Below are 13,299 nucleotides of genomic sequence, written 5' to 3'. Positions count from 1 at the left end.
CCTGAATAGAATGTAATTGGTTAAATTTATGAATGACCAGGCAGGCCAAAAAGAATGTTACTCATCCACATAATAAAGCCATAACCAAATACACTAACGGTGGCTAGGATTGGAAATAAAAATACGGTTAAGAAGAGAAATAACTTCCACTCACCTTTTTTTTCTGCACCTGTACTGCTTGTTTGTTGTTTCATTTTAATTCCTGCAACAATGATGATCTACAAATAAGGGGTAATTATAGCGTTTAGAACAGTGTAAAGTAAGGTCAAGAAGAAAAAGATGTAACAGATCAAAGAAAACTTAATTTCACAAATGATTCATAAAACGATATAAAATTGCTTTAAATTACGTCAAATAGACATTAAATTGCGTCATGTTATGACAACTTATACTGACTTGTTACAATTTGCGTCAAGTTGTAACAAGTTGCGTCAAATGAACACAGGCGATCTCATCTCATGATAATTAATCACCACTTCCTTTTCGCATAGAGTAATAAAAATCTGTTGTTTGGGATGTGAAGAGAGCATGACGCATAAAATTAATAATGTTCTCATGCGAAAAAAGAGTACTGATATAACTACATTAGTTGCAAAACGCCCAAATATCTATGAGTTGGATGGTAATATTGTTTTTCTGAGAAGAAGCCTGTGCTTTTTGTTTTTGACTAAGTAAATTATAGAGTTTAGAGTGCTGTCATCTAGGTAAGGAAGATTAATCACTGTGGATTAGGCAAGTATCATCGCGTAATTTTCATCACTATTTTCTTCTTTGTGACAGCAAGAACACCACTAATAGGGCGTATATGATAGGTTCTATCCAGCCGGATTTGACTGAAAGATAGTAATGAACAGGGGTTAAAATAGCGGCGAGATAAATGAAGTTGTGTAATTTCTGCCAATTTCGTTTCATTTTACGACGCACCCACATTGGCGAGGTTAACGCTAATAACAGTAAAATTATAAACGCGATCATGCCGAGCCAAATATACGGTCTTTTTACTAATTCTTCGAGTAGTAAACCAATATCCCAGCCCAAATCGAGCCAAGCAAACGCCACTAAATGTAAACTTGCATAAAAGAAACAATATAAGCCAACAACACGGCGCGTCGAAATTAACAAGCCTTCTTTATAACGCTTTGCTAAAGGTGAAATAACCAAGGTGGCAAGTAATAAATTTAACGCGCCTTTACCTAAAAAGTGGATCACCGCTTGCACAGGGTCGCCACCCAATGCATCAGCATCAATGGCTAACCCTAAATATACTAACGGCATAATGGCCAGTACATGAATATAGGCCTTAAAGTAAGGCAACCGTTTATAGGTTAGCATTGGCATAATTAAATGTACCTCTTCAGATCCATACCTTGATATAAACCCGCCACGTCTTCAGCGTAACCATTGAAGGGTAATGTTTTTATTCGTTTAGAACTGAAAATACTGCCACTACCGATGCGACGTTCAGATGCTTGACTCCAACGCGGGTGATCGACTGCAGGATTAACATTGGCATAAAATCCATATTCACGAGCAGCAAGACGATTCCACGTCGTTGGTGGCTCTTTTTCTAACAAGTGAATTTTAACGATTGATTTGATGCCTTTAAAACCATACTTCCACGGCACAACCAAGCGGATAGGCGCGCCATTTTGCGGCGCTAGGGTTTTACCAAACGTACCCACAGACAACATAGTTAACGGATGCATCGCTTCATCCATACGCAGACCTTCGACATAGGGCCAATCCAGACTGCCACCGAGATAAGAAGACGCTTGACCCGGCATTTGTTTCGGATCGTATAAGGTTTCAAAAGCGACATATTTGGCTTTCGAGGTGGGTTTGGCTTTTTTAATAATTTCAGCTAGCGAGAAGCCTGTCCACGGGATCACCATCGACCATGCTTCCACACAACGCATCCGGTAAATACGCTCTTCCAGATCCGCGACTTTAAATAAGTCGTCGTAGCCTAAGGTAATTTCTTTTTCTACCGCGCCAGTGATGGTGAGCGTCCACGGTTCAACCTTAAAGTTCTGAGCATTTTTTTGTGGATCGGTTTTCGACGTACCGAACTCATAAAAATTATTATGTGAGAGTACTTTTCTCTCTGGTGTCCAAATCTCACCATTAGCGTAATCTTTACTGCTCGCGAGTGTCAGTGGTGATTGCACAAAGGCGTTCTTGCTGGTTTTGTTCTTATCACCAGAAAAAATATCAAAGATGCTGGCTTGCACTGGACTTGCCGCAGCTAAACCCACACCGGCTAAACCTAATTGCTTGAGGAATTGTCGACGTTGCTGATAGACCGGTTCCGCAACAACATCATTTTCACTCGCTTGAGATTTGTTTTTACACTTAATAATCATTCCGTTACCTGCTTGGTTAACTTTCCATATAGTAATCATGGCCTATTTAAGAAAATTGTTCATCACAGAATTATCACAAACTCGGCACAATTTGATCTAAATGCAACACAACCTTATATAAACACAGTATGAGTTCTCAGTTTTCGATTATGACTTTTTATAAGTCCGTTTTTTGGCTGGTTTTTTCTTAAACCGACCACCAGCTGGTTTACAGCTTGAAAGACCACGTAAACCATCCGGTAGCGTTGCTTTAGCCTGCTCAATCATGCCTGATAACTGTTGTAATAAGCCGCCCATGAAATGCTGATAACTCGCTTCTTTTTTACTGATGCCATCAAGAACCGATTCCCACTGCGCCGTCATATCCGGCAAAGTTGCTGATTCTGGCAACGCATTAATCAAGCCTTTGCCCGCGTCCGTGGATAAAATCAGTTTGTTATTACGTACCAGGAAGTTACGTCTAAATAACAATTCAATAATGCCTGCACGCGTGGCTTCGGTGCCGAGCCCATCGGTGTCTTTTAAGATCTTACGGATCTCACTGTCTTTGACATAACGGGAGATCCCGGTCATCGCCGCAAGTAAAGTAGCATCACTAAAATGTTTCGGGGGTTGAGTTTGTTTTTCAACACATTCAGCACGTTGACACAATACCTGCTCATCTTTTTTAATGGTCGGTAATTGCGCGGCTAATTCTTTTTCGGCTTCAGTTTGCTTAGCATTACTGGCAGCTGATTTCGGAAATAATATTTTCCAGCCTTGCTTTAAAGTCATTTTGGCTTTGGCGATAAATAAACCACCAGCGATAGTTATTTCTGCGACCGTGTCTGCGTATTCATAAGGCGGGTAAAACTGACACAGATATTGCCTTGCGACTAATTCATAAATATTTTTTTCACTGCTGTTAAGACGCTCGACGTGGCTACTTTTTTCAGTAGGGATAATGGCATGATGGGCCTCAATTTTACTGTCATTCCAGGCTTTGCTACGTAAACTTTGATCGGCATTTAAGGCCGCTTGCTGCAATGATGCACTGGTTTTGGCTATTGCGTTAATCACCCCACCACGATGATTGTAATGTTCCTTGGGTAAATAACGACTGTCAGAACGCGGATAAGTAATGAGTTTATGGCGTTCATATAAGGCTTGGCAGGTATCTAATACTTGCTGTGCACTCATACCAAAACGTTTAGCACCATCAATTTGCAGAGAGGATAAATTATATGGCAGTGGCGCGGCTTGTTGTTTATTTTTCTTTTCCAACTTAGTCACTTCGCCCATTTTACCCTGGACGCGACTGACTACATTCTCAGCCAGTTTTTTGACCAGTACCCGACCATCTTCATCCATATACGGACGACAAGCTTCACTCGGTTTCCACTTAGCGGTGAACATCTCTTGCTGCTGGGTTTGTAAATGCACCAACACTTCATAAAAAGGTTTACTGACAAAATTAGCGATCTCGATATCACGTCTCACCACTAAACCCAAAATCGGGGTTTGTACGCGCCCTACTGATAATACCCCTTGGTAACCCACTTTTTGACCTTGCAAAGTATAAGCGCGGGTCATGTTCATGCCATATAACCAATCGGCACGTGAGCGCGCCAATGCCGACACCGATAAAGGAATAAAGTCACTGTTAGGTTGCAGATTATTCAGCGCTTTTGTTACTGCCGCGGGGTTAAGATCGCTGATCAATAATCGTTGAGTGGTATTTTTCTTTTTCGCCGGGGTTTTCAGAAATTCAATCACCTCATCCACCAGCAATTGCCCTTCACGATCTGGATCTCCAGCATGCACAAGACTGGTGGCTTTTTTTACCAATCCTCTTAATACGGTCAGTTGTTTACTGGTATTGGGTTTTTTCTTCAGTTGCCAGGTTTCAGGCACGATAGGCAGGTGCTCTAAACGCCATTTTTTAAACGCGTCATCATAGGCATCGGGTTCTGCTTGTTCAAGCAAATGGCCAATACACCAAGACACCACATCACCGTTACCAACTTCAATATAACCTTGTTGTTTCTTGTGTGGTTTAGGTAATACGTCGGCAATAGCACGGCCAAGGCTGGGTTTTTCGGCAATATAAAGTTTCATAATGTGAGTAATTACGGACTGTATGAATAAACAGTTAATGTAGCGAATTTTGCTATCTAAGTCTATGGGGACGCTAGCTAATAGAGAAAATATGCAGACACTAAACCCTACAAGTTTAGATGGTAAAGCCACTAAACGGCGTTTTACACGCTTAATTTTCATGTCTACACTTAAAAATGTTATTTAAAGCGTAATGCACAACTCTTAATAACGCCTGCTTACAGTCACCTATTTTTAAACATTGAACGGAGTAACATCATGCTACTAAGTAAGGTGCGAACCACTATACCAAGCAAGATTAGCTTGTTATCAATTATGTTCTTATTATATCTGTTCGCGGCCAGTGCCAGCGCCACGCCAATTGTACAATTGAAACTACTGGTCATTACCACTGGATCTGCCGAGCAAGATCAGGGACTTGATTTAATCGATGATATGCTCGATGAAATGGGCGTGCCCTACGATGTCCTTGATGCAACACAGACAACGCTAACAACCGATTTGTTAGTGACAAATAGCCAAGGTAACTACAACGGTATTATTTTAACCGATAGCTCGTTATATAATTGGGGCACTGGCAGTGTCAATGGCTCTGCATTTACATTAGCCGAATGGAAAATATTACACGCTTACGAACGCGACTATCAGGTACGTGAATCAGTATTATCAGGCTACCCGATGTCGGGAGAATATTTCCGCGTCACTTATGATTTAGATTATGGTATGGATATGAGCTCTATGGCAGCTGGTTTCTCCTTTACCGGGGTTTGGCAACTCACCAATAACAATGACATATTTGAATACGTCAATCAGACCCACAATCTCCCAATTACCGATTACACCATAACGACACATCCAAACTTTGACCCAGATGGTCCCGTTGTCACCCCGCTACTCACCGATAAAACATCAGGTAAGATCATGGTATCGAAACTGGTATATGCTGACGGCCGTGAAGTATTGTATTCAAGTATCGCCAATGCCTGGTATTTGCTTTATTCACAAGTATTAAACTACGAATTTTTAAACTTTGCCACACAGGGGGTATTTATTGGTTCGAGGTATATTTATCTTGCCGCCCACATAGATGATGTTTTCATCCATGACGAATTATGGGATCCAGAAACAAATACCACAACAGGCGAGAAACGTTACCGTAATAGTGCCCACGATATCGACAATATTGTCAGTGCAAATAGTCAGTTTACGGATCAATACACCAACGTCAATAGCTTCAAGCTCGACCTCGCCTTCAATGGTGTCGGAGCAGCCCAAGCCTCACCAAGCCCTGTCAGCCTTATTTCAACAACAGCACTGTCGATTAACTCGGTAGACCAAGATAGTAATCAAACTGACGGTAATAAAATCAATGTCGGTACATCGTCCTCGATGCGAGAACGTGGGCTATTACAATTCGAATTACCGGATGAGATCAGCAATAATGCCGCAACAGCAACCCTAAAATTAACCACCAAGAAAGTAGCAGGTGGTACCGAAGAAAGTACCGGTAGTATCTGCCTAATGACAGAAACATGGACCAATGAAGCAACATGGAATGCAAGAAATACAGTGAATGCTTGGTTATCATCAGGCGGCTCTTTCGATCCCAATTATTGTATTGCTTATACCGTTAACAGAAATCGAATTAAACTTAATATTACCAGCTTAATTAATCACTGGAGAACCACGAATTTACCTACATTTGACTTACTTATTATGGCTGACAGTGGCACCCTCATTAAAGTATTTAACAGCGAGGCCAATAAAGAACGCAAACATCCTAACTTAAAAATCAGCTTCGCCGCGAGTGAGCCACTCACAGATGCGATAGTGACCAATAGAGACGAATTTCGATTTTTAAACCATACCTTTACACACCGTGATATGTATAAAAGTTCAGGAGCAACTTATGATATTGCGTTTCAAGAAATTAATGACAATATCGGCGTATGGCAACGGTTAGGCTTTCCGGAATTCACCGCCGAGATTCAAACGCTGGTGACAGGTAATCATTCCGGCTTAGAGGATTCAGAGGGGTCCAACCAAGCATCATCGATATCTGTTGATTACCCTGAAGGGCGTAATCCGGCATTATTTGAGAGTATGATGGACCTCGGTATTCGTTATATGGCATCAGATATCTCCCGTCCAAATCAAGATATACCTTCTTATGTCCCAGAGACAGATATTTTACTACTGCCGCGTTATCCAACCTCTTTATTTTATAACGTCACTACACCAGAGGAGTTAACAGACGAATATAATTATATCTTCTATGAACGCCACATTGAGGCGGGTGATAACCCCTGCACAATTTCGGGTGCGATTTGTCAACCTCGCAGCTACAGCGAGATCTTAGCGGCAGAAGCACAAACAACCTTCAGACATATGCTGACCTTCCGCCCTTGGCCCCATTACTTCCATGCGACGAATCTACACGATTATGGTAACGGAAATAGTCTGCAATATGATTGGTTATATGCAGTAACAGATTACTTTAATCAGTTACTCAACTTACCGATCATAAATATGGATTATTACAGCATAGGTGTTATGGTCGAAGAAAAGTTAGCCGCACAAAAAGCAAACCTGCGAGGCACTTGGGATCGTAATAATAATACCGTCTCCTTAATCGCCGATGATGCCATCAAAGGCAGAATAACAGGGATTGCCGGCGGTGATTTTTACGGTGGACAACATCTCATCACGACCGATATCGATAGTCTCGGCCGGACTTTTATTGTTGATCAAGCTAATGAGTAAACCATGAAAAACTTTCTTCTATATCTGCTAGCGGCCTTAATGCTGATCGGCTTCGGTAGCTGTTCCAGTGATGATAAGTCAGCAGATAATCTTCAGGGGTCAGAAATACCAGCACCCAAACCGGATCCGGTGCCAGATCCCGAACCTGAACCCGAACCCGAACCCGAGCCCGAGCCAGATCCCGAACCTGAGCCAGAGCCAGAGCCAGAACCCGATCTTCCCTCATGGTATCAGCCAGCAGTAATGTCCACTTGGCAATGGCAGTTACAAGGTAGTATTAATACTAGTTATAATGTTGATATTTATGATATTGATTTGTTTGATACCAGTATGCAGCAGATCGCAGAACTACACAGTCAAAACAAAAAGGTCATTTGCTATTTCTCTGCAGGCACCTACGAAGATTGGCGTGATGATGCGAGTCAATTCACCTCGTCCGATCTCGGCAACCCACTTGATGAATGGGAGGGGGAACGCTGGGTCGATGTTCGCTCTGAAAATGTCAGGAATATTATGAAAGAACGGCTAATCTTAGCGCAAAATAAAGGCTGTGATGGTGTTGAGCCAGACAATGTCGATGGCTATACTAACAATCCGGGCCTTGACTTCAGCGCCGTAGATCAACTCGACTATAACATCTGGATGGCAAGCGAAGCCCACCGACAAGCATTATCTATCGGTCTTAAAAATGATTTAGACCAAGTCAACGATCTGGTATCACATTATGATTTTGCTGTTAATGAACAATGCTTTCAATATAACGAATGCACAGTTCTCAGCCCTTTCATCGACGCCGGAAAACCTGTTTTAAATGCTGAATATAAGAAAATATATAGAGAGGATCCAGATGCGCGTGATGAATTATGCTTAGATGCCAACAATATGCAATTCAGCACCTTAATATTGCGCCTTGCGCTTGATGATAGTTATAGAGATAGTTGTTTATGAACGCTGTAACATAAAGGTTTGATATTCTAAGTCAGCAAATTGTTTATCTAATACAATAAAACCAATGATCGTGGTTAACAGCATGGTCAATGTAAAGCCATAACCATAAAATAGCGGTCCTAATTCAATACTTATGTGAGCCAAAATAAAATTACTCAACGCCATAAACACAGTTAATGCCAAGGCGGCATAACGTTTATCAAGGTAATACATAATATTTAGGATCGCCATGACTAATACTTGAAAGCTAACTCCAATCAGATCAACATAAAGTAAATGTAGATAGGCAAGATTAATATTCAGAGCAATAAGGATATCTTCAGCCCAGAGCACTAACAGAACAAGCGTCATGCCTTGTACTTTAAATATTTCATAAATACTGTGTCGACATGCCAATACCATTTTATCTTTTAATCGATAAATATCACTTAACGTGCCCCCATCCCGCACCGCATCATAAAATTTCAAACACGCTTGTGAAAAATCAGTTTCCATTCGCATAATAAACACTGCCATGCCAGGCACAATCGCCAGGTAAGCAATAAAAATGGGCAAGTCATAAATATAAGACGCATTAAAAATACTAAATACTTTATGTGATGTTTCTTCTCGACTCCAAAATACAAATTTATCTAGCCATACCCCTAAATTATAAAAGAAACCACAAAATAGCAGTGAATAAAATACCTTACCAGGTTGTAAAAAATCGAATGAAATTAATTGCTTGGCTGGATAATTCCGCACTATATGATAAAGAAAAATAAATGTCAGTAATGCCTGACATAACGTAAAAATACTAATTAACCCCGTCAGGCCATAAGCAGGCACTGTCATACATAACCCAATCATCAAGCCATAACACATCAGCATCGTCATAAATACACGGTAATACTCTTTGGTACCGCTCAATAAAATCAGTATAAGCCACTGGTTGCAAAGAATAATAAAGGCTGAAAATATAATAACTTTAGTCAACGGATTAATCTCTGAGGCCATCGCTAAAACAGCGCCAGCAAGCACTGCCGACAATAAAGTCATCACTAACATAGCACCTAATAAATTAGGAATAATACGATTTTCTTGCTTAAGGTAAATCAAATCAGAAATGAAACGTGTTAATAACAATTGAAACAAACCACTAACAATCAACGATCCCGCCATTAAATAGGTGACAAGTATCAAAAATTGCCTGAGCACATAAGATTGAAACTCGCCCAAACTCACAATGCCAATCATCAATAATGCCAAAATAGATAATACCCAAGGACCTGAACTGATCAAACCTGCGAGGCCATAGGCTTCAACAATGGATAATAACGTCTTTTTTTTCAGTATTTTTCTTAACTCAAAGCCGATACCCGCCATCAACAGCTCCTCTATATAAGCGTCGATACGAATCGTACATCAACGTCTGATCATAATATTTTGCCACCCTTACCTTGCCAATATCACCCGTTTTTCGCCATATATCTGCATCTGAGAGTAAATTAACGATCGCATTGGAGCCTTCTGAAGGGTTCGCAATGGGAATTATTGCACCACACGAGCCCAAACTCGCATCTTCACCTGCAACACCATCAAGGATCTCACGACAAGCGCCTACTTCAGTCGCAATACAAGGGATACCTGATGCCATGGCTTCAAGCAACACCAGAGGTTGCGCTTCACTAATCGAGGTCAGCATCATAATGCCAAGCTCAGGCATTATCTCAGCAACATCTTTACTGCCTAACATTTTAACTTTGCCTTCCAACCCTAAACTTTCAATTAATAGTTGGCACTCATGGGCATAAGCTTCATTCTCTTCCGCCGGACCAATAATCCAACCTTCAATCGTGGGGATTTTTTTGGCTGCACCACAGATAGTGCGTATAAACGTTTTAATATCTTTAATTGGTACCACCCGACCAACTAAACCAACAACCATAGGCGGAGAGCTAGGACGACGAACGTAGGCCTTGGCAAAGCGCTCCATATCAATACCATTGGCAATGACTTGCGTTTTATCATTATCCGCACCATCTTCATGCTGCCGCTGTCGGTTTCCTTCAAACAGCGCAACAATACGATCTGCTTGATGATAGGCAGATACACCAAGCTGTTCAAAAAAACGTATCCAGGTTTGTCTGGTGGCATCCATATCCTTATGCATACTGACATCAATCAAGTTATGTTTATCTTTTATCCAACTGGCTTGTGATAAATCTATTTTTCGCTCTTTAGTATAAATACCATGCTCAGTAAGCAAAAATGGACGATTACTTTTCTGGCGACAGAGTGCACCTAAAAACCCTGCGTATCCTGTTGATACACTGTGATAGACCTGCGCATTAGGCAATGACTGAGAGATACTTGCTAACACAAATAGGGGCTGATAAATATTTCGATAAGTCCAAAAATAATCGACAAAAGATTGGTTAGCATCCTGTTGAAAATAATGATTAGTAAGCACTTCCCATGATGCACGACTATTAAGAAAATCGGTCAAGGTTAGTCTATTTTTTTGGCCTATAAAATCAGCGATATTACTTAATAATTCACTCGGTATCGGTTCTCCACGTTGATCAAAAAAAGATAAAAAATGCTGCCATGATTGAAATAGATTGGGTGAGCCAGCGGTTGGTGTTGGCATCACTTTATCGTCAGCCGCTAATAAATAATGCATTTCAAAACCGACAACATTATCGGGAAGTTCATATGCAGGCTCGTCATATAATTCAGGCGAACTGCCAAGAAAAATAATATGAAAAGAAAATTCAGGTAACCCCTTAATGATCTGATGCATCCAGGTTGATACCCCACCACGTACATAAGGATAAGTACCTTCCAACAATAAACAAATATCAACCTCTTTGGTCATAGCCAGTACTCCCTCAGTTGCTGTAACCGGCCTTTTTCGAATGCAGGTAATTGCGCCATGTAATATTTGGTTAACTCATAATTTCCAAGTGCAAAACTTGCCTCTGCTAAATAAGGGATAACTTGTTCTTTTAATAAACCAGCATCAAATGCTTGAGTTAAATATATCAACGCTTGTTTCGGATCTGATTGCGCCAACATAATACGTCCAAGTAACAGATTACTTGCTGCATTTTCAACAAGTTGATTAGAACGCATAAGATAAATAGAGGCTTGTTCGAGGTAATGTGCGCACAACACACTTTCAGCTAAACCGAGGTAACATAACTCCCAGTATTGCTGAGCAATATTAAATGCGAGACTAGGCTCTTGATAATGTGTGAACTGCGCCTTTAGCAATGAAATCGAAAGATTAATTTTAGCTTCTATCGTTTCTAATGACGAATAAGAAAATAATCGTACATCGTCTGATAAATCTTTTAACGCCAATTGTAACAGCGGTATAGCCTGCTGCTGAGGTAAATAACAAACAGCATTCACCGCTTGTAACCGCCGAACAGGATCGAGATCATGCGTTAATATTTCACGTAATCCACCAATACTGGTTCGCGAAGGTCTAAACTCATCAGATTCTTTCACGAGTGAGGGCCGCTCACATTCAACCCAGGTAACCTCTGCAGGTGTATTTAATCGATATAAGCCCAACAATAATGAAAAGATCCCCCCGATCATGCCAAAAAGCGGGATACAAAACGAAAAACAAAATAGAAATAAACCAGTATGTATTATCGGAAACTTATAACGATGTGGTAACAGTAACCATGTCCCACACGTAAAAATAATGCTCGCGGCTCCATGCACAGCGATATAATAGGCCCAGTTAAACCACGAAAAATCAGCACCAAGTAAGATATGAAAACTGAATAACTCAGCTGTTAGCACAACTAGGAACAAGCATGCGATCATTATTTGGCCCCCATATTTTAATTATGCTATCAATATCATGCTTACTGTCTTCAAAAGAAAAAGGGCCAATAATATCAATATCATTGCAGTGTTCGCCCAAGGCATTAAATAATATTTGTTGCATTCGGGTGATAAATAGCTGGCTATCAGTGGCCGTTGTTAATGGTAACAACACCATCAAGCATAATTTTTTATTCGGCGGTTGATATGTCCAGTAGACGTCACTGCCTCGACGGTGATTGGTCAATGCATCGAGTTCGTGCGAGTTCTCCCCCGTGTGATCATGAAAAATAATTAAACTACTGTCGATGGCATATTCGCGACTATTGTAATGTGCTCGTTGCACATAACGCATAAATAAATCATCTTGATGCGTCGCTAATACCGGTGTTAATAACTCATCACTTAATAAATCAGCCGCATTATCCGCAATAAGAGACAGCAACACGACATTAGCGGGGGTTAATAAAAAGAATTTAACACTCTCAGCTAATACCACTGCCTGCAATACGCCGGCTGTATCTACCAGTGGAATACATAACTGATAGCATGATTCATGCTGAGCATGAAATGTGACAGGTGAAAGCAGTTTTTTGTTCACCAGCATATCTTGTAACATACAATCATTAATATTAAGCGTATGACTATCGCCTAATACGGCATAAGGTTGCGCCTCAACTTCATTGTTCGTCACCTTATAAATACCAGCAACATGTATGCCGCCAACATGGGCGAACAAGGCTAACAAGGGTTCGCCAATATGCGCGAGACGTCGCTCGCTATATTGTAGGGCGATACGCTGCAATGAATTTATTTCTGCGCGCAGACTAGCAGGCTGCCCCGCGTTACGTAATTCCAATTGATCATGGGAAACTTTGAGCAGATGATAATTTTTAGTAAAACTAGTCAATTCCTGCTGCATATGTTTATGCTCAATGCCATATTTATCAATGCTACGCTGCCAGTGGTCGCGAAATTCCCCAGCGATCATGACAGAAAAAAAAGTACCGACAATTAACGAAAAAGGAAATAATGGCAACATGCCACCGTCTTTCATTATCGATACTAATACTGCCGTCATACCAAGCGTACAGATGAAACCTTTAGCAAACCCGTAGCGCAATGCAATAAGAAGTGGTCCTAATAGCGGCCAAAAAAAATGATTCGCCTCCACCCCTACTGGTAATGAATAAAAATAGAGCCAACTAGTTGCAGAAATAGCCGTGATAATAATGATTTCTATCCAAACAAAGTTATCACCTTGAAAAGGTTTTATAAAAATATCCAGTAATTTATTCATAGG

Annotated in this window: 10 protein-coding genes; 2 read left to right on the top strand and 8 right to left on the bottom strand. The window is 40.8% G+C overall.

Annotation, left to right across the window (positions count from 1 at the left end):
- Positions 1-26: 26 nt before the first annotated feature.
- From PE36_RS14210 to PE36_RS14195, 4 genes are all read right to left on the bottom strand, one after another.
- On the bottom strand, positions 27-194 hold the full coding sequence (locus PE36_RS14210) for a periplasmic nitrate reductase, NapE protein (RefSeq protein ID WP_006032731.1): 168 nt from the start codon (positions 192-194) through the stop codon (positions 27-29).
- A 565-nt stretch (positions 195-759) separates the two neighbouring features.
- Positions 760-1,338 carry a protein-methionine-sulfoxide reductase heme-binding subunit MsrQ gene (gene msrQ / locus PE36_RS14205; protein WP_006032730.1) on the bottom strand — a complete coding sequence of 193 codons (579 nt, stop codon included), beginning with the start codon at positions 1,336-1,338 and terminating at the stop codon, positions 760-762.
- Positions 1,339-1,340: 2 nt separating this feature from the next.
- Positions 1,341-2,363, bottom strand: coding sequence for a protein-methionine-sulfoxide reductase catalytic subunit MsrP (gene msrP, locus PE36_RS14200; protein WP_043994548.1), 1,023 nt, complete (start codon positions 2,361-2,363; stop codon positions 1,341-1,343).
- Positions 2,364-2,510: 147 nt separating this feature from the next.
- Complete coding sequence (locus PE36_RS14195; RefSeq protein WP_006032728.1) at positions 2,511-4,460, bottom strand: DNA topoisomerase III; 1,950 nt, start codon at positions 4,458-4,460, stop codon at positions 2,511-2,513.
- 258 nt (positions 4,461-4,718) lie between these two features.
- On the opposite strand from PE36_RS14195, the gene PE36_RS23760 reads away from it, so the two are divergent.
- Both PE36_RS23760 and PE36_RS14180 read left to right on the top strand, forming a co-directional pair.
- Positions 4,719-7,223, top strand: coding sequence for a hypothetical protein (locus PE36_RS23760; protein WP_052298090.1), 2,505 nt, complete (start codon positions 4,719-4,721; stop codon positions 7,221-7,223).
- Positions 7,224-7,226: 3 nt separating this feature from the next.
- Positions 7,227-8,171, top strand: coding sequence for an endo alpha-1,4 polygalactosaminidase (locus PE36_RS14180; protein ID WP_006032726.1), 945 nt, complete (start codon positions 7,227-7,229; stop codon positions 8,169-8,171).
- Here the strand turns inward: PE36_RS14180 and pelG are convergent.
- Genes pelG through PE36_RS14160 form a run of 4 tightly spaced genes read right to left on the bottom strand, consistent with a single transcriptional unit; the run spans position 8,166 to position 13,296 of the window.
- Positions 8,166-9,536, bottom strand: a complete 1,371-nt coding sequence (gene pelG, locus PE36_RS14175; protein WP_006032725.1) for an exopolysaccharide Pel transporter PelG — start codon at positions 9,534-9,536, stop codon at positions 8,166-8,168. The genes PE36_RS14180 and pelG overlap by 6 nt on opposite strands.
- Entirely contained in the window at positions 9,517-11,031 is a 1,515-nt protein-coding gene (pelF, locus tag PE36_RS14170; RefSeq protein ID WP_006032724.1) for a GT4 family glycosyltransferase PelF, read from the bottom strand. Before pelF ends, pelG begins: the two co-directional genes overlap by 20 nt.
- Entirely contained in the window at positions 11,028-11,996 is a 969-nt protein-coding gene (locus PE36_RS14165) for a HEAT repeat domain-containing protein (RefSeq protein WP_043994547.1), read from the bottom strand. The genes pelF and PE36_RS14165 overlap by 4 nt, the downstream gene beginning before the upstream one ends.
- Positions 11,959-13,296 (bottom strand): PelD GGDEF domain-containing protein, encoded by a 1,338-nt coding sequence (locus PE36_RS14160; protein ID WP_006032722.1) that lies wholly within the window; start codon positions 13,294-13,296, stop codon positions 11,959-11,961. The genes PE36_RS14165 and PE36_RS14160 overlap by 38 nt, the downstream gene beginning before the upstream one ends.
- Positions 13,297-13,299: the final 3 nt, after the last annotated feature.

The organism is Moritella sp. PE36, from assembly GCF_000170855.1.
Classification (GTDB): Bacteria; Pseudomonadota; Gammaproteobacteria; order Enterobacterales; family Moritellaceae; genus Moritella.
This window is presented reverse-complemented; position numbering and strand designations above follow the sequence as displayed.